The following is a 23,869-nucleotide window of genomic DNA, read 5'->3' as shown; positions in this document are numbered from 1 at the left end:
TATGCTTACAGCCATTATAGTAGAGGATATGTTTGATGCACTTCAACTTTTAAAAAGTGACATTGAAACCAATCATACAGACATAAAAATTATTGATACTGCACAAAGTGTAGTAGAAGCTGCCAAAGCATTACGCAAAAAAGAACCAGATATTCTGTTTTTGGATATAATGTTAGGTGATGGTACAGGCTTTGATATTTTAGAGATTTTCCCCAATTTAAAATCAAAAATTATTTTTGTTACCGCAAGTGATGAATTTGCTATAAGAGCATTTCGATTTGCTGCTATTGATTATGTATTAAAACCTTACTCTGATGAGGAATTGAGTCAAGCAATAGCGAGAGCAAAAGAGCAATTACAACCTACAAAAGAACGATTAGACATCTTAAAATATACCTTATCGGCACCAGAGCAAAAACCTGATAAAATAAGTCTGCATACCTTAGATAAAATTAATATTGTCAATCTCGATGATATTGTGCGGTGCGAATCTGATAGTAACAATACGGTATTTCATTTGGCAGATGGCCAAAAGGTCTTTGTAACTAAAACCTTAAAACATTTTGCAGAACTACTCAAAAACTATCAATTTTTGAGAGTGCATCAAAGTCATTTATTAAACTTACGATACATTAGTGCGTATATTAAAACTGAAGGAGGATACTTACTTCTTAAAAATGGAGAACGTGTGCCCGTTTCGGTACGTAAAAAATCTGAAGTTATTGAAATCCTAGATACAATGCATTAATTGTATCAATATGCAAAATTAATAAACAGGACTATTTTATGTACTAGCAAGAGTTTTAGTCATATCACTTTGTAAGCCTAAAAAATATCTAGGCAAATACTCTAGTGGTAACCTATATCGTTCTAATACCCTTGAGGGCACGATGTTCTTAATCTTGAATATATGGTTATACCTTATAAATTTTGAGAATAACCAATCGATTTCTACTGCATGAAACGTTGAAAAATAGGATTTAATTCCCGATTTTAGTTTGACTAACAAACTCCACAATCTTTTTATGAAAAAAAATATCCTACCTATGGTGATAGGTTGTTTTCTTATTATGTTTACAACCTTCGCTCAAGACAAAATTAACAACTTTAAAGGAGAAGGATCTTCTAATCTTACAATTGATTTATCCCAAGAAGAAGGCGTTCTTATTAAAAACAAAATGACTGTTAATGCAAATGGTATTGTTGTTAAAAAAGCAACTCAAGAAAACGCTGAACTTATTCTGAAACCTGTACAAATTTCTATCAAAAAACCCAAACCTTTTATCTCTGCATATACAGTTTGGACGGGTAAATATTTAGAATATTCTAAAAGTATTCTTAGTTATAGAACCTCTAACAACGGAAAAACCTGGTCTGACTGGAATACCGCTATGTTTGATGGTCATCAAGAACAGACCAGTAAACGCATTACTTCTAAACCAATCTTTTTAGACAAAAAAACCAAGCAAATACAGTATAGAATAAAATTTACTGATGCTACTGATGATGTACAGGTAACCAATGTAAAAATTTTTAATTATAGCCCTGGAGAAACCCCCAAACACATCCAAAAAAATATTCGGAATACAAATAAAAACGCATTAAGAACTACTTGTTCAAAACCAGCGGTGGTAAGTAGAGATGATTGGGGGGCTATTTATAGAAACGCAGGATCTACCTCTACTGTCTCACACTTAATAATCCATCATGAGTTTGGCTCCAATTCTAGTAACGATTGGGCTGCGAGAGTTAGATCCATACAAAATTATCATATTAACGGTAATGGATGGGCTGATATAGGGTATAATTTTTTGGTAGATCCCAATGGTGTGATCTACGAAGGTAGAGCTGGTGGCGATAATGCAATTGGCGCCCACTTTTGTGGTAAAAACAGTAATACTATGGGGGTTTGTATGCTAGGGGATTATTCATCTGTAACTCCATCAAACGCCACACAAAATGCACTAAAAGACTTATTAGCTTGGAAAGCAACTAAAGAAACTATTGATCCTCTAGGAGCATCCTACCATTATTCGGTAAATAGCTCGTTAACGCATATCGCAGGACACCGTGATGCCGGTTGTACTGTATGCCCTGGAGATGGTGGTTATGAATCTATAGCCAACGTAAGAACTGGAGTAAACTTGCTAATGTCCTCTGGCTGTAACGGTGATACTACACCTCCTACGACAACTATCTCGGCAATTGGAGGAACCTGGCAAACAGGAGATTTTACTGTAAATTATCTTGACAATGATAATATCGAGGTGACTAGGAAATATTACCAAGTTCAAGAAAAATATGGAACTAGTTATCTGGCTAATCGACGTATTGGCTTTTTAAATGAAAATTTTAATCAAGATTTTGGTGTCTACGATATAGGTGCGGGTAACTGGACTGTAAGCTCAGGTAACTTAAAACAGAGTAATATTCTCTCTGATAATACGCTTTGGAGTTCCTTCCTAGTTCAGGATTCTGGACTGCCGTATCTTTATGAGTTTGATGCAAAAATAGTTTCGACCACTGGGCCACGCAAATTTGGACTACATATCATGGCTTCAGATCCATTACTTACCCAACGTGGTAATTCTTATTTACTTTGGTTTAGTGGAGAAGATAATAAAATTCGAATTTATGAAACTGTAAACAATATCCTGTACTCACGTGCTATTGCAGATGTATCACTAGACAAGAACTGGGCCACCTATCGTGTTACCTACAGTCCTGCTTATGGAGTAATTCAAATCTGGAAAAACAATCAACTTTTACTCAATTGGGTCGATAGCAGTCCTATCGTAACTGGTGCTGCTATTTCACTACGAACAAACCAAACTGCTATGGAGTTTGATAATCTTAGGGTATATAAATATAGAACATCCGGTAATACTTTAATTACCGTAGGCAATCTTGATGCTACTAATGATCTAAGAACTGCAAATGGAAAGGTTCGCAGTATGGTAAGAGATGCTGTTGGTAATTGGTCTCTCCCTGCTGACTTAGATATCACAATAGCGTCTGCACTTTCTAAAAACTCAACTAGAAACGATCAAAACAAAATAACCGTTTATCCCAATGAGATTATCGATAACGCATCGCTTACTTGGGTACAACCAGAACATGGTGTTGTGACTATCTCTATATATGATGTTTTTGGTAATATAGTTTCAAAAATGCCTAGTAGCTATAGTGTCAAAGGACAAAGCTCACTTGATATTTCATCGGCAACTAATCAATTAACACCAGGTATATATGTTTTAAAATTGATAACAGGATCGCATACAGAAACCATAAAACTTTTGAAAAGATAAAAAATATATACTTTTATGTTACTTGATTATAACGTGCATTGTATTGTACAACTAAAAAAATCCACATAATTGTGGATTTTTTAGTTTTTGATTCAGATACAATTTTTAGTTACTTATTATTTGTTATGTTATGAAGATCCCTTATATAATAAGCTCAGATAAAAAATAATTTATAGATTATCATATTGCTAAAATGGTACAGACTCAAAAAATTGATGGTGGTTACTATAAACTATATATGCATTAATATCTAATTTTAGTTATACACATTTTTACACCTTAAATACACCCTAAATCTGCTTGTGATTGCTCATCGCCATTAGGAAAACAGTTTCCAGAATTAACGATAATTGGTGTATATCTTGACAGATTCGGGTCGTTTAAACTGTTCTCGATAAACAATACTAGATTATCTATTTCAGTTTTATTTAATTTTATATCTCCAAATTGCGGGGCCAAATTCTCTCTAGGAATTCCAGATTTTTGTGGCACACCATTAATCTTATATTCTATTACATCTCTAATAGATGTAAATGTACCGCCATGCCCATAAAAACCATTATCGATTAAGTTATAAAGAGTTGGAGTCTTAAACTTATACTCATCATTAGCTACTTTGGTAAACCCTCCACGACCTTTTTCCACATCTCCAAAACCTCCTTGATCCAAAACTATACCTGTATTAGAGTCACCAAAATCTCCCATTCCAAATGCATAAAAGTTTTTGTCATTTAAAGCAGGTCCTGTATGGCATTCAAAACATTTTCCCTTTCCAAAAAATACTTTTGCTCCTTTTTTCTCATTAGTATTTAGCATACTATACTCTCCTCTAAGCCACTTCTGCCATGGGGATTGATTAGTTAACAGGGTTCGTTCGTAGGCAGCCATGGCTAGCGCACCATTTAGTGTAGAGTATCTTTCTGCAACTGGAACCTCTGGAAAAGCATTATCAAAAAGTGTTTTATATCCAAAATTCTCTGCAAATTCTTCATCAATTTTTAATCTATGAACCCCTTGCCCTTTGATGGCCTGTACCTCTACTCCTTCTAAACCTAAAAAATTTTCTGGGATATTAGTCCAGCTTGATTCTGTTCCTGCATTTGTTCCCGTTCCTCCAAATTGCCCGTTCCATAACATTACATCTTGGTACGCTACATTTAAAACCGTTGGAGACCTAATGGGCTGTATATCGGCTTGCGATACTGGGACATTTACATCAAACATTCTGCTTTCGCCAGTAGCACCAAACCCAACTCCAACTTCGCCAATTCCTTGCCTGATACCTGCGCTAAATCCAGCAGCCGCATGATGACAAGATGCACATGAGTAGGTAAACAGATTGGTAGCTAATTTTGGACTTCCTCCTGTGGCCGTTTCATGAAATAATAATTTCCCCAGTTCCACTTTTTCAGCTGTAATTGGATTTAAAGGATCTTGAGGTATCGCATTAAACTGATTACTTTCTGGTAACATAAAAAAAGATGCTCCCACCCCATTTGAGATATATTCCAAACTGTCTAAAATTTGTTTATCTATACCCGTTGCACCTGATGGTGCCACTAAGGACATTTCTGGATAATATGTAGTTTCTGGTTCTATAGATAAATAATCATCCTGTTGACAAGATAAAAAGAAGGTAGCTAACGCTAGATAAAAAACATTTTTCATTATATTACAATTTAATTTCGTGGATTGAAGCAATCCTCTTAAATAACTACATTCTATAAAAACAGTGATATGTTTTGGATACTTTAGCCTCAAAATTTAAAGAACTTAAATACATCCTAAATCTTCTTGGGATTGTATATCACTATTTGGAAAACAGATCCCAGATCTCACCGTATTTGGCACGTAACGATTTAATTTAGGGTCACGTAGTCCGTTTTCGATGAATAACACTAAGTTATCGATTTGGGTATCTGTAAGATTCTGTACCGTTTTAAAAGTTTCGGCTAATAAATGAGTTGGTACGGGTGCTTGCCCATTAGATCCATTTTTTTGAGGGGCACCGTTTAATTTATATTCTACGATATCCCTAATAGAAGTAAACGATCCACCGTGACCATAAAAGCCATTATCTACCAAATTATACAACGTAGGAGTTTTAAATTTGAATCGATCTCTACCTAAATTATTAAATCCTTTTCTTCCTAAGCGCACATTACGCTTAAAACTTAAAGAATCTTTATTAACTACTGGATCACCAGGAGAATTAAATAGATCATACATACCTAAGGCGTAAAAATTTTCGTCATTTAATGCTGGTCCTGTATGGCACTCATAGCATTTTCCCTTTCCAAAAAACACTCTAGCACCTCTTTTTTCTTCATTTGTGAGAGCATTGCTTTTACCAGTAAGCCATTTTTGCCATGGGGATTTATTTGCTAAAACTGTACGCTCATACGCTGCTATAGCTAGTCCACCTGTTTCTCTCGTGTAACGCTCTTCTTTAGGTATGTCTGGAAATGCTTTATTAAATAAACCCTTATAATTAAATTCGCTTGCAAAATCTTCATTAATTAGTAATCCATGAACATCCTGTCCTTTAAGAGCTTGTACTTCGACTCCTTCAAAACCTTGAAAATTTTCGGGAATGCCTCCCCAATTTGCTTCGGTTCCTGCATTTGGTCCTGTAGCACCAAATTGTCCATTCCATAACATTACTCGTTGGTATGCAGCGTTTAAAATGGTTGGAGTTCGAATCGGTTGTACATCAACAAAATCTGTAGAAATCGATGCATCTAATATTCTGCCCTCCCCATTGATACCAAAACCTACACCACCTTCTCCAATTCCTTGTCTAATTCCTGCGCCAAATCCTGCAGCCGCATGATGACAAGAAGCACACGAATAGGTATATAAGTTTGTTGCCAGCTTGGGATTACCTCCTGTGGCATTCTCATGAAAAAGAAGTTTTCCTAGTTTTACTTTTTCGGCTGTAATAGGATTCAGCGGATCTTGAGGAATATTAGCATAATCATCACTTGCTGGTAAAGTAAAGAAAGACAATCCAACACCTCCAGATACCTCCATCAATCTTTCTTGTAAAATAAGATCTAACTCGGTAGCATCTAGATTAGCTGTATATCCTTTAAACAGATCCTGATTATTTTCTGAATTTAGTTCGATATACTGATCTTTTTCACATGAAAAAAAGCATGAAATAGCAACTAAAAAAAATAACTTTTTCATATAATTAAAGTTGTAAGTTGATTACAATTAATTGGTTTTATAAACTAATCCTACCGAATAACCAGAAGTTCTATCATAATTTCTACCCGTCATATTAGCATTGTATCCTGCTGAAATACCAAAATTCTGCTTGTAAACCGGTACATAGAGATCAAAATTGAAATTAGTATAATCCACTTCGGTTTCTGGCAATGCTGCTGCTCCACCTGCTGCTGCAAATTCTGGTGTTCCAATATCTAAACCATCCAAAGAATTTTGAACGCCTATTTTTACATGTGCATAAAACCACCGCGTATAATACCCTAACTTGGCACTAAAAAGTGCTGCATTGGGTACTTCAAAGTCTGCATTATTTCGATAGCTATACAAAGCTTGTAGCTCTACAAAAAGATTTGAAGGTGAGGTAAGTTGAATAACTGCTCCTCCATCGATGGCGAGTGCTCCATTACCTATAGATAAAATACCTGCCTCTTCGTATCCACCAACGGGTACAGAAGCTCCTGCAATACCCCCCAGTTCAATTTTAGATGAATTTGAAAAACTTTTACTTATTACTTTTCCTTTTAAAAATAAACTAAGATCTTGAATCCCACTCACTTCATCAGTTTGCGATACTGGATCCAAAGCTCCTGTGCTATTTTTTGTAGAGATATAGGGTAACGTCATGGTTGCAGATAACCAGTCCATAACTCCATACTCGGCATAAATACTAACTATGTCTGAACTTATTTCTCCCATGTTGGCTGGGTTTGCAATTGTTTGAACATCACCTCTAAAAAAATTGTCATAGCTCTTATAAGAATATGAACTAGCAAAAGTGAAATCATTTTTGGCTGGAAAAAATCCATTCACCACAGTTTGTGCAGATATAGTTGAGCAAAAAAATACGCATAGTAATCCTATAACTTTTAAAAAGTGTGTAATGTTAATCATATGGTTTAAGTTTGAAAAGTTTTATTTAGTATAAGCTTTATAATTGACTGAAAGAATATCAATTACATTAAAAAATATCCTTGTATTCAAAGTAGCGTTTCGTTGAACGTATAGTTCTTATTACGCATAAATCGTTTATACGTTCAACGAATACGTTTACTTTGACTCGTAGAAAATAATCTTCTAATTACTCGTGGTTATCTGAGTATCCTTGATTTTTTTATTTAGGTTCCAATCGTAGGTTACGTATTTTACTTTTGCATTAGGCAATATTTTAACCTGTGTATATCGATTTATAAAATCGATAACATCGATATTATAACCAGTAAAATCTTCTTCATACCATTTAAAAATTTCTGATAATCTAGCAGAATTTGCGGTTATCTGATTTCTTTGAGGATCATTTATAAACTCTCTGGTACGCTCTTGAAGAGCTTCATTAATATTTTCTGCGGTGTAGGCTCTATCCCATAATCTAGGAGAAGACATAGAACCGCAATTAAGTAAGAAATGAATTCGCGGATCATTATATTGTCTTAAGATATCATGCTCTATTTGATCCAAACTGTATCGAACGCCTTCAGACTTGAAAACCTTTTTTTTCCATGGATTCTCGATATCATTTATTGAAGAGATTGGATATTCATCAATGATCATTTTCATTGCAGTTGCATTATACACATTAATCCAATAGGCAAGTTTTTCTTCTTTTGACCAGAAATCTTTGGGAGAAACACTTTGAAGATATCTGAAATACGTGTAAAAAACAACTACATCATTAGTCACACCTTCATAATCTACCAAACCATTTTTAGTCACGTTCAGAATTAACATCTGATCCCAAGCACTGTGATCTACAATTTCCTGAGAAAAACAAGGTTTAAATAAGAAAAGTGTTAAAAGAAACATTAGGGTTTTAAAAGAATTCATCTTACATCTAATTGAGGTTAATATTCAATAATTGGATAAGCTAAATTACAAAAAAAAGGTCGTACGACTCACTATGGTTGATATCTTAAAATACTAAGAAGTACAATTCCTACAAAAAATTATGGCTTCTTTGGAGTTGTTATATGGGTTAACCATAAATCTTAAAAAATCACTTTTAAAAAATCACAAAAATTTATAAAACAAATGAAGAAGTTTTATAGATTCAAAAAATAGATTTTTAAAACAGCTCATATTGAGGGTTTTAAAAAAATGTCAACCTCAATTTATCAAGAAATAATGCAGGCTAACAGATGATATCAACGATCTGAAAAAGCATACAACAAACATTTTTTTACTATGATATTTTGTTGTCGTATTCAGATAATTTTAAAGTCTGTACTGTATAATTTTCATTAAAAATTCGCGAATCTTTATCTAAATGTTAAACCCTACAAAAAAAAAGAGTGAAAATTGAAAATTTTAACATTTCGCCCCCTAATTTTCTATAGTAAATGAATCATTTTGATAGATAAATAAGAAAAAATACATGTAAAAAACAGCTGAATATGTTGGATTAGAATCAATTGTGAGCTATCATTTCCTTCAACTGGTTCGCAATTTTTTAGATATCTAAAATTATCTATTTTTTAAATTAAATCTAATTAATAACTGTCTACAATGATTAAATGAATAAACCTATGTGCCATTAATATTTGAAGAGATGATAATGTAGGAATACATCTTTACAATCGCAATATTTCTCATAATATATAAACTTTATACTTTGGCAACAGAAGCATCATTTAAAGAGCATATATCCAATCAATAATATCTAGATAGAACCATTAGCTGTCGAAATAGATGCATTTAGAATATAATTAAGACGCTTAAAAAATGTAATCTTGGACTATCCAGAATATTTGAATAAAGACAACAAATGGGATTGATCCACAATCAACTTCAAACATTGTACTCTGAACATAAAAAAAGGCTCCACAAAAATGTGAAGCCTTTTTATCTAGTAGCGGGAACTGGACTCGAACCAGTGACCTTCGGGTTATGAGCCCGACGAGCTACCTACTGCTCTATCCCGCGATATATTCCACATGATTTTAAAATTTAATGTCTTCCGACGTTCGAGGAATAACCTCGCTAAAACCTTTAATCAAGCATTATAATCTGCTTGTTGTGGACGGCAAATATACAACCCTTTTTAAGTTATATCCAACTCTTTTCTCATAAAAATTTTAAAAAAATTAAGGACTCTGATATTCATTAACTTATCTACTGACCAATACTATTAGCAGTAAAAGTTGATAGCTCATTTTGTTCAAAATCGGAGTGTATCTCTATAGGATTACAGCATATTTCGCAATCCTCGATATATATCTGCTTGGATATTGAAGGATCCAATAACATAGATATGTTTTCCCAGCAATACGGACATTGAAAATAGTGTTCGTACATCTTTTTCTAATTAATGAAATTCTACGTCTTAAAACTGTATATTAAGCAACTGCCCTGTGAGCTGTAGTAATTGTAACTCGGCTAACTTAGCCGCATACTTAGCTTGGTTTTTATTAGTTTTGGCATTAATTAAATTGATTTGTGCCTGCCGAAACTCTATCGAGGTAATTTGCCCTAATTTAAATCGCTCTTCAGAACGTTGAAAATTATTTTCACTAGTAAGTACATTTTGCTGCTGAATCTTATAGATGTTGAGACGATTTCTATAATCTCCAAAAGCATTTGCTATATCTCTTTGTACTTCTAACTCTAGTTGTTCTCTTACTAATTCTTGATTATCAAATAAAATTTTACTGTTCTTTACCTGTGTTATTGTTCTGCCTCCATCAAATAAATTCCAACTTAGATTTATCCCAGCTCCCAAGGTTGCAGTATTGGACAAATTTCCTGGAAAAAATGCTGATGCAGGACTTCTATTCTGATTCCATCCATAAGAACCGTTGAGACCTATCGATGGCAAAAATCCAGCCTTATTAATTTTGATATCAAACGAATTGATTGCCAAATTACTTCGGTTTTGAAGAAGTAACACATTATTCTCTGTAGCTTGTTCCAAATAAGTATCTAACTGAAGTTTTGGCAAAAAAGCCACCACTGTGTCAACAACAATCATTTGTTCTAAACTAGCAGAGTTCAGAATTACATTTAGATCCCGTTTGGCATTAATTACCGATTGCTTAACATTAAGTAGATTAATACTATCATTTGCAACATCTACCTTGGCATTGAGCACCGCTAGCTTATTATTTTGACCATACTCAAACTGATATTGTGATCGTTGCACGCGTTCTTGAGAAATCGCCAAAGTTTCTTCCAAAATAGCCTCATTTTCACTCAATCTCGCTACTTCATAATAAACACTAAACAATTGCAAAATGGTATTTTCGATAACTTCTCTAGCTTGTAAACTGGATAAATTATATTGCTCTTTAAGTCTTTTATAATTGTAATACCTACCCAAACCGTCAAATAATAGGTAGTTTAAATTTAATCCTGCCGAGTAGCGCTGTGTCTCTGCATCTTCAATACGTCTGTCGGGTTGGGTTTCTCCAGTATCTGGATCTATCACACCAGGAAAAGAAGTCGTCGTATTAGATAATTGATAATTTGCCGCAGCATCTCCCGTTAAACTAGGTAGGTAACCAGAATTTAAAATACTTTGATTATTCTTTGCTATTTCAATAGTATTCGTGGTAATTTTGATCCCTAAATTGTTCTCCAACGTTAAACGAACAGCTTCTTGCTTTGTCAACGTTTGACCTTTTACACTCCCAACCACGAGAATAAGTAAAAGAACTATGATCCTATGGTGACTATTATTAATGGTTCTCATTCTCTTCTTTTTGTTCTTTAATTGCTCGCTCAACTTCTTCTTTAGAAACATTTTGTCCCGTTATCAACCACTTTCCTTTAGATTTTATAGTATTACTAAAAGATAAAAACAAAGGCAGTAATAATAAGGTCAAAATGGTAGCAAACCCAATACCATAAGCAATAGAAATTGCCATTGGTTTAAGAAATTGTGCTTGTCTACTTTTTTCAAAAATTAAGGGAGCGAGTCCCGCAATAGTTGTTACTGAAGTTAGAAATATAGCTCTAAACCGTGCTCTTCCTGCTTCAAAAATAGCTTTTTCAAAAGGTAAGCCTGCTCGCAGATTTGAATTGAATTTACCAATTAGAACCAATCCATCATTAACCATAATACCGATTAAGGCAATAATCCCTAACATTGATAAAATGTTGATAGGAAAATTGTGAATCCAATGTCCCCAAGCTACCGCTGGCAAACAAAATGGTACAAGTAAGAGAAGTAAAAGCGGTTGACTGTAACTACGGAAGGTAAATGCAATGGTTATGTAAATCAATAACAAAACTGTTAGCCCCACGGGTCCTAAAGATCCTAATAATTTACCTGCCTCTCTATTTTGACCTTCATAAGATGGACTTACTGTAGGATATCTAGATGTAATCTCGGGCATGATATTAGTACGTATGTCTGCTAAAATATCGGTTGCACTGGTGGTAGATGGATCTTTGAGATCTGCCGAGATTTGAATTTCTCTTCGTCCTTCGAGGTGATTAATTGCTACATCACCTCTCAGGATTTCATATGTTGCGATTTCACTCAACGGAATCCTCTGTCCTGTAGGAGTTACAACACGCATGGCATCCAAATTAGTGATTGATGAGCGATTTTCACGATCATACCGAACCCATACTTTAATTTCGTCTTGACCACGTTGAAAGCGTTGTGCTTGTACACCAAAAAATCCACCTCTAACCTGTGTCATAACGTCTCTTAAATTGAGTCCCAACAGATATGCATTTTCCTTTAGTTTGAGTCGTATCTCTTTGATACCAGCTGGATCGTTATCAGCGACATCCTTCAATAAAGTATTATTTTCTAGCGATCGTTTCAATTCTGCTTTTGCAGCTTTCAATTCGGCAATATTGTTTCCTAATAAAGAAACTGAAACCGGACTTCCTCCAAAATTTCCTCCGCTGCCATAAATTAAGCTTTCAACCCCTATAACAGGTCCAACCTTATCGCGAATTAAATTTGTGACCAAACTTGACGAAATTTCATCAGGACGCTCTTCTCCTGGCAACAAATTTATTGTTAAAGATGAAGACGATGCTCCAGGACCAATGCGTCTAATAATATTTTCGACCAGTTGTTTTCCATTCTCTTTAATATACTTATTTGTTAATTCGTCATTAACTTCCCAGGCTCTTTCTTCTATTAAAGAAATGATACTGTCTGTAATTTTCTCATTAGTTCCATTTGGCATCTCCAAAGATATAGAAACTCTATCGCTCGCTATCTGAGGAAAAAACGCTGTGCGAATGATCCCTCCGCCAATAGAACCAATCGTAAGAATAAATACGAAGACAAATATGGCAAACGTCAAAAATTTAAATTGAATAGCAAATCGCAACACAGGGCTGTACAGTTTGTCGCGAAGCCAAACCATAATTTTATCCCCAAATGTATTGATGTATCGTAATTTTGCAAATATGTTGGCTATTCCTCTTTTGGGTTCGCTGGTCTGAGTTTGCAAAGCTTTTGAGTGAGCCAAATGTGCAGGTAAAATAATCAATGCCTCGACTAAGGACACTACCAATGTTAATATTACGACTACCGAAACTTCTCCAAAAAATTCTCCAATTCGTCCATCAAGGAATAAGAAAATTCCAAACGCCAAAATTGTGGTTATAATAGCAGATATAATTGGCGGAATCACCTCCATTGTTCCATCGATAGCAGCCTGTATGGGAGATTTACCTTGCTCGAAGTGTTGATAAATATTTTCTGCAATAACAATTCCATCATCCACCAAAATACCAATTACGATGATCATTCCAAATAGCGAAAGTACATTGATGGTTACATCAAAATATCCAGCAAAGATAAACATTCCCAAAAACGCTACCGGTAATCCAAAAGCTACCCAGAATGCTAATCGTGTATTCAAAAACAAAGAAAGGAAAATAAGTACCAGAATCATTCCAATTATTGCATTCTCTGTAAGCAGCTTGGTACGTTGTACTAGTGTTATAGATAGATCGCTAACGACACTTAATTGCACATTACTATAACGCTTATTAAAATCATCAATATAACTTTTTGCATTTTCTGCAGATGAGATTAGATCTTCAGTATTTGTGCTGGTAATAGTCACATTAACCGATAAATTTCCATTAAAGAAAGTAGCATTTGGAGTTTCAGAAAATCGATCTTTAAGTGCTGCAACATCTTTTAATCGAATAGTTTGTCCATTTGGATTGGCACGCACAATCAAATTTGCCAATTCATCACCATAGTACGATCTGTTATTTGCTCTAATTAAATACTCTTCGGCATCCGTTTTAATAGTTCCTCCTGTGGTGAGAATGTTTGCACGACTCACAGCCTGTGCTACATCACTAAAGGTTAAATTATATGCCAGCAAGCTATTTTCATCAACAGCGATCTCTATTTCCTCATCGGGATACCCGCTAACTTCAATTTGTGAAATACCATCAATAGCACGTAAATCATTTTCAACTTGTCTTCCTATCTGTTTTAACGTTTTTAACGAGATATCTTTGCCGCTAATCGCAAAACTTATTGTTTGTCTAACTTCTTCACGCTTTGCCACTACCAAAGGCTCCATTCCTGTAGGAAAAGAAGGCACACGATCCACCGCATTCTTTACCTCGAGTAACATGAAATCAACATCTTTGCCTTTTTCAATTTCGACAGTAATTGTACCGCTGTTTTCTCGAGAGGTTGAAGTTACTCGATCTACCCCGTCTAATCCTTTGAGGTTATCTTCTATTTTAAGAACAACACCTTCTTCTATTTCTTGCGGAGAAGCACCTGGATAGATTACACTTATATTAATTATTTTTGAATCTACTAACGGAAAAAATGAAGATCTTAGTGAAAGCGCTCCTAATATCCCAAAAATAAAAAAGGCTATAACTATCACATTAACTGCAACGTGATATTTGATAAAATACGCGATTATATTTCTCATTATTGAACGTCGTTTGTGTTGATTCGTTCGGCAGAAGCATTAGTAGTCTCTTTGTAGATTGCCACTAACATCCCAGCATAAGCTCCAGGAACGCTTTTGGCTAGTATTACAGTTTGATCAGGAACCCCTTTAAGTACAACTTTTTGTTCACCAAAATAAGTAGGCTGCACATCAATCAAATCAAGAATGCTATCCTTTACAATAAATATTTTATTTCCTTCTTGTAATAAATTACGATCTATTTGGATGGCATTTGATTCATTCTTTGCCTCAAGTTGTGCTTCTAAATACATACCTTCACGCAAATTAGCATCTTTAAGTTCTATATAAGCCGTGATAGTTTGCGAGGTCTGGTTTACGCTCGCATTAATACGACTTACAGTTCCCGTATAATCTTTGTCTTGGTCGAGATCTGTTAATGTTACAGATTTACCTAATTCGATCAAGTTGCCATAGGCTTTGGGTATAGCAACTTCCATTTCATACACTCCCGTTTCTATATAAGTGCCCAATTTTTGACCTTGTCGTATTAAGGTTCCCTCGGTTACTAAGGCTTCGGTTAAAACTCCTTGAAAGGGTGCTACAATTCTATACTTGGATAAACGTTGCTCCAAATTTTTTACATTATAATAAGAAGTCAAAATATTACGACCACTTATGAAATAGTTTTCCTTTTCGGAAGAAATTTCGGGTAATGCAGGTGTAGATTTGGATAAATCAAACGCTGAAAGATATTGTTGCCATTTTGGATATACCTCGGGATAGTCCAAACGCAAATCTGGCATTATTGAAGTAATTAAATTGTATAAATTACTTTTTGAAGATTGTACCGAGGCATAATACTCTGCTGCATCAATACGTATCAATGTTTGTCCTTTCTTATATTTTTGTCCTGTTCTAAATAGATGTGATCCTCCACGAAAAACACCCTGAACTTCGGCAAATAATTCGAGTCGTTGTTTTGCTGTCAAATTTCCATTTGCAGAAATCATTATCGGTATGGTACTGTTTTGAACCGTATCTACAAAAATAGTTTTAACCACTTTTGTAGGTTTTGCTGCGGGTCGTTTTTTACTATTAATTATGGATTGTGCTCCAAAAAAGGCGACAATGATGAGTACTATACCCAACACTGTTAAAATAATTTTTCTCATAGTAGGTAATACATTTCAGGTTTGCTGAAATTTTTTTACAAAACTATTAACACGGTAGCGGTAGTGCCGTTAAAGAAGTCATAAAAATACGTGCTATTCGTCGAATATATCCTTGCTTTTATTAGGGATAACTAATCTAAAGCTTCAATTGATTCTTGCACTGTTTCCCATTCTTTCATTAAGTGTTGAAGTCGATCCTTCTTCTTTTGATAATTTTCAAAAAAGTTTGGACTTGCAACTGTTTTATCGTAGTCTGACTCTAATGCTTTATCTATAGTTTTTATTTCGCGTTCAAGTACGTTTATTTTTGACTCCACATTACTTAATTTGTTATTAAGCGATTTTATTCTTTTTTGATCTTCGTACGATTGTTTGGCATCAACTTTGGTTACAGAAACAGTTTTAGCTTGCTTATCCTTTTTCTCGATTTCACGCATGTCTGCTACCTTGCGTTGTTCTAAGTAAAAATCTATATCACCAAGGTATTCTTTGATTTTTCTGTCTTTAAATTCATATACTGTGTTGGTTATCCCTTGTAAAAAATCTCTATCATGTGACACAAGTATCAATGTGCCTTCAAAACTACGCAAAGCTTCTTTTAAAACATTTTTTGATTTGATATCTAGATGATTCGTAGGCTCATCCATTACTAATACGTTAAAGGGCTCTAGAAGCATTTTACAAAGAGCTAAACGATTGCGCTCTCCTCCTGATAATACCTTTACCTTTTTATCAACCTCGTCTCCTCTAAACAAGAACGACCCTAACATATCACGGACTCTACTTCTAGTTTTTTCATTAGCAGCATTGACCATAGTTTCTAAAATCGTAATTTCACCGTCCAAATATTCGGATTGATTTTGAGCAAAATAACCTATCTGCACATTGTGTCCCAGTTTGAGTTCTCCCTCATATTTAAGTTCATCAATGATAATTTTGGCTAAGGTAGATTTACCCTGTCCATTTTGACCTACAAAAGCGATTTTAGATCCTCGTTCAACTAAAAGATTGATATCTTTTAATATTTCTTTTTCACCATAATTTTTGGATACTCCATTAGCTTCTATGACCACTTTACCTGGTTGGACACTTACGGGAAAACGTACATTCATAACAGCATTATCATCCTCGTCTACCTCGATACGCTCAATTTTATCTAATTTCTTGATTAGTGATTGTGCCATTGAAGCTTTAGAAGCCTTTGCTCTAAACTTTTCTATAAGCTTTTCAGTCTGCTCAATCTGTTTGGATTGGTTTTTTTGAGTTGCTAATTGTTGCTCACGTAACTCTTCACGTAATATTAGATATTTAGAATACGGCTTGTTATAATCGTAAATGCGTCCCAAAGAAATTTCTATGGTTCGATTGGTAACATTATCCAAGAACATTTTATCGTGAGAAACAATCACTACGACGCCAGCATATCCCTTTAAAAAATTTTCTAACCAAATTATCGATTCTATATCCAAATGGTTTGTAGGCTCATCGAGAAGTAAAATATCATTATTTTGCAAGAGTAATTTTGCTAGTTCAATACGCATTCTCCAACCTCCGGAGAATGTATCTGTTAAACGATCAAAATCCTCTGCTTGGAAACCCAGCCCTAACAGCACTCGCTCTGTTTCTCCTTGGTAGTTATATCCTCCAAGAATCTCATAATGATGGGTATGATCACTTAGATCTGTAATAAGTTGTGTATAACCCTCGCTTTCATAATCAGTACGCTCAGCTAATTGTTTATTGATCGAATCAATTTCTCGTTCAATAGTTTTGATTTCTATAAACGCTTCGTATGATTCTTGTAAAACCGTTCTACCTTCGACAAAATCAATGTCTTGTTTAAGAAAACCAATTTTAACGTCTTTGTCCATAGCCAATTGGCCAGAATCAGATTCTTGTTCTTTTGAGAGAATACGAAGCATTGTTGATTTGCCAGCTCCATTTTTCCCAACGAGTCCCACGCGGTCTCCTGCATTTAATCTAAAACTAATTTCTTCAAAAAGATATTCGCCTCCAAACGATATGGATAAGTTGTGTATGTTTAACATCAGCTTCTTACAATTTTGTGCAAAGATGCTTAAATTTGTGATACAATAAAAGGATCTATGAATTTCTTAAGAGGAACTAAATTATATAGCATACTCACAGGAACCTGCCCTGTGTGTCAACAAGAGCTTATGTACAAGGAATCTAATCCTTACAAATTAAGCAAAACACTTAAAATGCAAGAACGTTGTTCTCATTGCGGAACCAAATACAAAATAGAGCCATCTTTCTTTTATGGCGCTATGTATGTTAGTTATCCTGTAGGAATTGCTTTTGCTGTTGCTGCTTTTGTCATTGCAAATTTATTATTGAAATTAAATTTACTTAGCACCTTTTTTGTTATTACAATTACCATGATAGTTTTTATGCCAATTATCATGCGTTTAGCTCGTAATATTTGGATTAATTTTTTCATGCATTACAACAAAAATCAATCCCAATCTTGACTAGTTAAATCGCTCTAATGATAGCAAAGGATCTATTTGATCCTTATATTCGATAGCACGATATAAAGATCTTGCAACAGAGGGGCTGGTTAAGATACCTCTGCTACCCAATCCATTTAAGATATGCAAAGATGGATATACAGGATGCGTCCCAATAATAGGTTTACGATCTTTTACTGTGGGTCTGATACCTGCTACCTGATCAATTACTTTGTATTTGCATCTAACAAATATTGCTAGTTTTTTCTCAATCTCTTTTCTGGAGGCCAAAGTTATATTACTAGTCTTGTCCATAGCATTGTAAGTGGCTCCTACCTTATATAAATTATTTCCTAAGGGAATGATAAAAATAGCTGCCTTAACAGCTAGATTGAGCTTTAATTCTTCTGATTCAATAATAAGATACTCACCTTTGTTACCCAGAATCGGTAGATGGTTAAAAAACGGATTATCATGTACGCCAAAACCTTCTGCAAAAACTACATGTTTGGCTTTCATAGTCTTGTACGACACCCCAAATTCATTAATTTCTAATGCCGTATGATCAAACGATTCCTGGTGCAATAAGGCTTTATTTTCCAGATCTGCTAGATACGTCTCTAAGAGTTGATTGATAGCAATTCTTCCAGTTTGTCTAACACAACCGTATTGAAATGGAACTTGTAAGGAAGAGTTTGTATTTTTTACAAGGTTTGGAGACATGAAAGCGGAAAGTATTGGTTTATCACACGCTTCAAACCACTGATTTTGTTCTTCTATAGTAGTAAACCTACGTAAAATTGGAAGATCGTAAACTATTTTAAAATGAAGTTTATCTTCTAATTTTCTGTAATAAGGGATGGCTGTTTTCATATGCTCAAATGCATCCCAAGCGAGCGTAAAGCGTTTTAGCACTACTGGATTAAATAAACCTCCTGCAACCCGCGAGGATCTTTGAGAGTAATTTTCATACACAACAAATGTTTTACCTTCTTCTACCAGTTGTTCGGCAAAAGCTAATCCAGAGAGACCAAATCCAACAATAATATAATCTAACATAGCTTCAAAAATAAGAAAACCCCCAATACGAGATTGAGGGTTTTACCAATATTATACACGAGATAGAATTAATAACTCCACATATCCATTTCAAAATTACGGATACCTTCTTTAATCCTTTCACTTTCTAGTAATTGCATTAAAGCGTTATCTACTACATAATCCTTAATCGCACGGTCACCTTGAATGTTATCTTCTTTATAAATCATACTATTAAAACGTCTAGCATTTAAAATATGATCATATGTAAAAGGCATCGAAGTATTTTTACGATTAAAAGCTTTGGCATTATGCAAAATCTCTCTTGCATCTGGATACCATATCCAAAATAATGGTACCATATCTGGTTCATCATCATCGATAAAGTTAACATCGGGAGCTACAGGAGCTATACCTAATAATCTATAGCGTAACTCACCTTGTCTTTTATCAAAATAATAGTATCCTCTTATGCGATATTCTGAAACATCTGCAGAAGCTATTTCTCTTTTATTAATGTATTGAGGGTCTACGGTTTCACCAGCATTATATTGCTCAAAACCAAGATCCGTTGTATCAATTCTTGATAAAGTAGAACTCAAATCCTCAATGGTACGTGTCTCTGTAAAATATGAATCTGAGTATATATTCTTAATTTTACCGTTTTTCACATTAGTCATAAGCACATCGTATAAAGAACGACGACTCGCACCAATATTATTAGTATCTATTGGGTAATACAAAGGAAAATTAATTCGCTCATCAAGATCGATTACTTCCCAAGTAGTCTTAGCCCATAAAACATCTCGCTCATCTACATAACCGTACTCTAAAGGACGATCATTATCATTTAAGATTTGCTCCTGTGTCTTTTTTCCTATATCATCTGGATCATTGGCATTCAAAATATTAGCCTGACCAAAAGAAAATGATGTAATGAAAAGACCTAAAACGGTAACTAGAAAATTTCTCAAATTCATAATCATTATTTTTTATTAGTTTGTCAACTCGACAATAACTGGAGAAATCTTTTTCAACTTATAGCTACCATTAGTCGCTAAACTAGCATTGATATCTATAATTTGAACAGTTGACCCTCTCTTTGCTTTTCTTAGCACAGCTTTTGCCTTAGAATTAAGTCTACCACCACTAATGCTTACTGTTGGCTGACCTTCTACTTTAAATTTAAATCCTTTAACCTTAAGTTTGATATCGAAATCAAAATCTGGTAAAATAGCGCCGATAGATGCAATTTCTAAAGCATTCTTTGCCATTTTGATAGATCCATCTTCACCACGAACTGTACCTACTGGTCTTGGAATATCCTTAATTCTGAATTTCTTACTATCACTAACAGTAGCACCGTTTGGTAATTTACCTGAAACTTTGATACTAACCTCTCTAGCTCTTACTGCCGTAACATTCATCATATACTTACCTGCTCCACCAGCTTTTTTAAGTCCAGGAGCCTGTGCATTTACTGAAGGTACACCAGGGATAGAAATTGTCATAGGGTTATTAACACCACGATAAACAACGTTCATTTTATCTGCAGAAATTACTGCTGAATTTGGTTTTGGTATTACTGCATAAGAACTTTCGATAGGAATGGTTACAATTGAATCACCTTCTTTAAACTGAAACTCTCCTTTAATGTCCTGTTCTCCAACATTACCTGCAGGGAAGTCAAGCATAGTTTGACCTTCTTGCATAGATTCTGAATCCAATTCCTTTCCATTTACAATTACTTTGTGTGCTTTAAGGGTTTTATCTTTTTTACCTAAGATAATTCTACCTTTGAAAGGCTCACCACTAAAGAACGCAGTTTTGTCTGGAACTACAATCGCTTCAAAGTTTGATAAAGAAACTTCAGATTCTAATTGCCCAGATAGCATTGCAGAAAGCACTTTACTTTCGGCAGTCTTAACATCTGATTGTAATTGCGTAAACTTTGTGATTGAAGCAACCAAAGGATATCCCTCATAGTTATACTTCAACCAATCAATTTTTTGACCATCACGATTGGTTACAGGTTGGGTTGCAAACGTCTTTTCAACATCTGCTGCAATGTTTGGATATTTCTCAGAAATAACCCCTGTTACACCTTTACGATAATCGTCAATTTTTTTGATAAATTCTTTTCCAGCAGCAGTAACTACACCACCTTTAAAGAAAATTTCATCTAACGTATTAGATTTATCCATCGTTACATAATCTTTCTTATCTGAAAGATCTTTGGTGATGGTATTTTTAATATTTGCGATATAAGTATTTAATTCGTTTGAAAATTTACTTACATCGTCAGCTTTCTCCTTAAGTGGAGTATATTTTGCTGGTTGTTCAGAAACTTTTTCTACTAATCCAGCCATAAACGCATTGTTACGTGCTGTAGTGGTTTCGTTTGATTCTACTAATTTTTCATTCATCAAACCAAATGCCGCTAATACCTCTTTTGACATGTTTAATGCCAACATTGAGATGAAAACCAGATACATCAGGTTTACCATCTTCTGCCTTGGGGATAATTTTCCTCCTGCCATAACTCTTATTAAATTTTGGTAGTTATTATTTTAGTTTTGTTAAATATGCTGTAAGTCTTATTTTTTACTCATAGCACTTAACATACCACCATAAACTCCATTAAGAGAAGATAGATTACTAGCTAGACTTTCCATTTGATCTTTAAGTTTTGAAGCATTATCTGCGATCGCTTGATTTGCTTCAGCCTGACGTGCAGAAGATTCTAATTGAACTTTGTATAAACTGTTCAAAGATTCCATTTGAGCTGCAGCTTTAGACATTTCTTCGCTGTACTTTTTCTGACCTTGAATTGAATCTACCGTTGGAGAAATACCTTTTGCAGCTCCTTCAAAGTTTCTAATACTTTCGCTTAAACTACTCATAAGGTTAGAATCAACTCTAGCTTCTTTAAGCATATCATCTAATTTTTTAGATAATAAACCGTCAGGAGTCGTGTCTTTCTTATCTCTTTTTCCACCACTAGCACCACCTGCTAATTCTGGGTATACTAAAGACCAATCTAACTCATCATCAACAGGTTCGAATGCTGAGATTGTAAATACAAGTGCTTCGGTAACAAGACCTGCAATAAGCATTGCATTACCTCCAGGCCAGTGCATAATTTTAAATAGCGCACCTAAAATTACAACGGCTGCTCCCAGACCGTATACCATGTTCATTAACTTTTTGCTTGCTTTTGAATTTGCCATAATAAAATTGTTTAATTTTCTTTAAAGAATGTAATAATTTAAAAAAGGGTTAGTAATTAAGTTGATAGATAATTTTGGGACTTTCTATTTATTTTGAGTATTTTCTTCTCCAGTTGATTCAGTTCCCATATAGTCCTGAACAGTTCTGAAGCCGATATAACTCCTTGCAGAATCTGCGTATTCGTAATCTCTAGTACTTACCTGTAGGAAATAAGCAACATCTTTCCAAGATCCTCCACGCACGACTTTACGCTTGTTTTGATCGTCATTAACATTAGGGTTCATTGACGAAACATACTCATAAGATGCAGGGTCATAAGATGACTGCACCCATTCTGACACATTACCCGCCATATTATATAAGTTATAATCATTTGGGTCAAAAGTTTTTGCCTCTACCGTATATAAAAAGTTATCGGCAGCATAATTCCCTCTAAGTGGCTTAAAGTTAGCCAAAAAACAACCTCTGTCATTCATGGCATAAGGTCCACCCCAAGGGTATGTCGTAGATTCTAACCCTCCACGAGCAGCGTATTCCCACTCTGCTTCTGTTGGAAGTCTAAAATAGTTAACCAATTCTTTATTTTTCTTTTTCTGAAAAGAGTTTTTCTCTATGGTTCTCCATGTACAGAATGCTTTCGCCTGTTCCCATGACACTCCTACTACTGGATAATCATCATATGCACTATGCCAGAAATAGTCATTGTGCATTGGTTCATTGTAAGAATAATTAAAATCTTTAATCCACACTGTTGTATCTGGATAAACCTCTATAACCTCTTCTTTAACAAAATCTTTTCTTCTTCCTTTTTTTGCACGCGCTGCAGCTTGAATATCCATCCAAGTAAAGCGAAATTTGAACTTACTTACATCAAGCGTACGTCTACCATTGTATGATTCCTCTAATGGAATATACATCGTGTCCATAACTTCAGCATAAAATTCATCTGGATAATCTTCAACATCCCATTCGATGTCAATGTCTTTATTCAATCTACGACCTTCGTATCCAGTTTCACCTGTTCCGCTATAATTGTCGTACACATACTTTTCATAAACAGTCATATTTTCGGTATCAGCATCCAAAAACGCGTATTCTCCAATACCGTCATCACCAGGTGCTTTACCTAAGTCGTCTGCCATTATTGCTAAACGCATTCTAATGGTAGAGTCACGTACCCATTGTACGAACTGTCTATACTCACTGTTTGTAACCTCTGTCTCGTCCATATAAAAAGAACGCACAGTTACTGTTTTCGTTGGGGCATTTGACAATGCCGCCTTATCATCATCTGATTTACCCATAATGAACGATCCTCCGGGGATGAGGGTCATACCATAGGGTTTTTGCGGATGCCATTTTTTACCCTGCACTCCAGTCAATTCTCCGCGGTTTCCACCACCACAACTGTAGAGCATTGCTAAAATAGCAAAGAGCGATACAAATTTCTTCATAACATGTTTTAGGTTAAGATCTTCAAGATTCAAGGTGGTAAACCTATTTATTTATTTCCACAAAAACAATTTTTTTTGTAAAAAACCTCAAATCTACCTTGTTAAATA

General features: G+C 34.7%; 17 protein-coding genes and 1 tRNA gene. 3 read left to right on the top strand and 15 right to left on the bottom strand.

From position 1 onward, the window contains the following. The first annotated feature begins 1 nt into the window (after window position 1). Together ACE939_RS15110 and ACE939_RS15105 are read left to right on the top strand one after the other, a co-directional pair. A complete protein-coding gene (locus tag ACE939_RS15110; protein WP_378186493.1) occupies window positions 2–748 on the top strand; it encodes a LytR/AlgR family response regulator transcription factor in 747 nt (248 codons plus the stop codon). A gap of 277 nt (window positions 749–1,025) precedes the next feature. Then, a complete protein-coding gene (locus ACE939_RS15105) occupies window positions 1,026–3,308 on the top strand; it encodes an N-acetylmuramoyl-L-alanine amidase (protein WP_378186491.1) in 2,283 nt (760 codons plus the stop codon). 279 nt (window positions 3,309–3,587) lie between these two features. On the opposite strand, the gene ACE939_RS15100 is transcribed toward ACE939_RS15105, so the two are convergent. The 10 genes from ACE939_RS15100 to ACE939_RS15055 all read right to left on the bottom strand — a co-directional run bounded on the left by ACE939_RS15100 (window position 3,588) and on the right by ACE939_RS15055 (window position 17,615). Beyond that, the gene (locus ACE939_RS15100; protein WP_378186489.1) at window positions 3,588–4,976 is read right to left on the bottom strand and encodes a cytochrome-c peroxidase; all 1,389 of its coding nucleotides are present in this window, start codon (window positions 4,974–4,976) and stop codon (window positions 3,588–3,590) included. A gap of 105 nt (window positions 4,977–5,081) precedes the next feature. Continuing rightward, window positions 5,082–6,500 (bottom strand): cytochrome-c peroxidase, encoded by a 1,419-nt coding sequence (locus tag ACE939_RS15095; protein ID WP_378186488.1) that lies wholly within the window; start codon window positions 6,498–6,500, stop codon window positions 5,082–5,084. 27 nt (window positions 6,501–6,527) lie between these two features. Continuing rightward, window positions 6,528–7,433 (bottom strand): hypothetical protein, encoded by a 906-nt coding sequence (locus ACE939_RS15090; RefSeq protein WP_378186487.1) that lies wholly within the window; start codon window positions 7,431–7,433, stop codon window positions 6,528–6,530. A 183-nt stretch (window positions 7,434–7,616) separates the two neighbouring features. Next, the gene (locus ACE939_RS15085) at window positions 7,617–8,363 is read right to left on the bottom strand and encodes a DUF547 domain-containing protein (RefSeq protein WP_378186485.1); all 747 of its coding nucleotides are present in this window, start codon (window positions 8,361–8,363) and stop codon (window positions 7,617–7,619) included. A 1,022-nt stretch (window positions 8,364–9,385) separates the two neighbouring features. Beyond that, window positions 9,386–9,458 (bottom strand) — tRNA-Met (locus tag ACE939_RS15080). Between the two features lie 189 nt (window positions 9,459–9,647). Continuing rightward, the gene (locus ACE939_RS15075; RefSeq protein WP_378186483.1) at window positions 9,648–9,830 is read right to left on the bottom strand and encodes a CPXCG motif-containing cysteine-rich protein; all 183 of its coding nucleotides are present in this window, start codon (window positions 9,828–9,830) and stop codon (window positions 9,648–9,650) included. A 28-nt stretch (window positions 9,831–9,858) separates the two neighbouring features. Continuing rightward, entirely contained in the window at window positions 9,859–11,223 is a 1,365-nt protein-coding gene (locus ACE939_RS15070; RefSeq protein ID WP_378186481.1) for a TolC family protein, read from the bottom strand. Further along, entirely contained in the window at window positions 11,210–14,413 is a 3,204-nt protein-coding gene (locus tag ACE939_RS15065; RefSeq protein WP_378186480.1) for an efflux RND transporter permease subunit, read from the bottom strand. Before ACE939_RS15065 ends, ACE939_RS15070 begins: the two co-directional genes overlap by 14 nt. After that, window positions 14,413–15,567 (bottom strand): efflux RND transporter periplasmic adaptor subunit, encoded by a 1,155-nt coding sequence (locus ACE939_RS15060; RefSeq protein WP_378186478.1) that lies wholly within the window; start codon window positions 15,565–15,567, stop codon window positions 14,413–14,415. The genes ACE939_RS15065 and ACE939_RS15060 overlap by 1 nt, the downstream gene beginning before the upstream one ends. 131 nt (window positions 15,568–15,698) lie before the next feature. Then, window positions 15,699–17,615: an ABC-F family ATP-binding cassette domain-containing protein gene (locus ACE939_RS15055; RefSeq protein ID WP_378186476.1), complete on the bottom strand. Its 1,917-nt coding sequence runs from the start codon at window positions 17,613–17,615 to the stop codon at window positions 15,699–15,701. A 57-nt stretch (window positions 17,616–17,672) separates the two neighbouring features. Here ACE939_RS15055 and ACE939_RS15050 point away from each other — a divergent pair, with 57 nt between their 5' ends. Further along, the gene (locus ACE939_RS15050; RefSeq protein ID WP_378186475.1) at window positions 17,673–18,059 is read left to right on the top strand and encodes a DUF983 domain-containing protein; all 387 of its coding nucleotides are present in this window, start codon (window positions 17,673–17,675) and stop codon (window positions 18,057–18,059) included. On the opposite strand, the gene ACE939_RS15045 is transcribed toward ACE939_RS15050, so the two are convergent. From ACE939_RS15045 to gldK, 5 genes are all read right to left on the bottom strand, one after another. Further along, the gene (locus tag ACE939_RS15045; RefSeq protein ID WP_378186473.1) at window positions 18,060–19,097 is read right to left on the bottom strand and encodes an NAD(P)/FAD-dependent oxidoreductase; all 1,038 of its coding nucleotides are present in this window, start codon (window positions 19,095–19,097) and stop codon (window positions 18,060–18,062) included. It abuts the gene before it with no gap. A 68-nt stretch (window positions 19,098–19,165) separates the two neighbouring features. Further along, entirely contained in the window at window positions 19,166–20,056 is an 891-nt protein-coding gene (gldN, locus tag ACE939_RS15040) for a gliding motility protein GldN (RefSeq protein WP_378186471.1), read from the bottom strand. 15 nt (window positions 20,057–20,071) lie between these two features. Then, a complete protein-coding gene (gene gldM, locus ACE939_RS15035) occupies window positions 20,072–21,616 on the bottom strand; it encodes a gliding motility protein GldM (RefSeq protein ID WP_378186469.1) in 1,545 nt (514 codons plus the stop codon). Window positions 21,617–21,673: 57 nt separating this feature from the next. Then, window positions 21,674–22,306 (bottom strand): gliding motility protein GldL, encoded by a 633-nt coding sequence (gldL, locus tag ACE939_RS15030; protein WP_378186467.1) that lies wholly within the window; start codon window positions 22,304–22,306, stop codon window positions 21,674–21,676. Between the two features lie 84 nt (window positions 22,307–22,390). Further along, the gene (gldK, locus tag ACE939_RS15025; RefSeq protein WP_378186465.1) at window positions 22,391–23,761 is read right to left on the bottom strand and encodes a gliding motility lipoprotein GldK; all 1,371 of its coding nucleotides are present in this window, start codon (window positions 23,759–23,761) and stop codon (window positions 22,391–22,393) included. Window positions 23,762–23,869 lie beyond the last annotated feature (108 nt).

Source organism: Aquimarina rhodophyticola (genome assembly GCF_042434915.1).
Lineage (GTDB): Bacteria > Bacteroidota > Bacteroidia > Flavobacteriales > Flavobacteriaceae > Aquimarina.
This window is presented reverse-complemented; position numbering and strand designations above follow the sequence as displayed.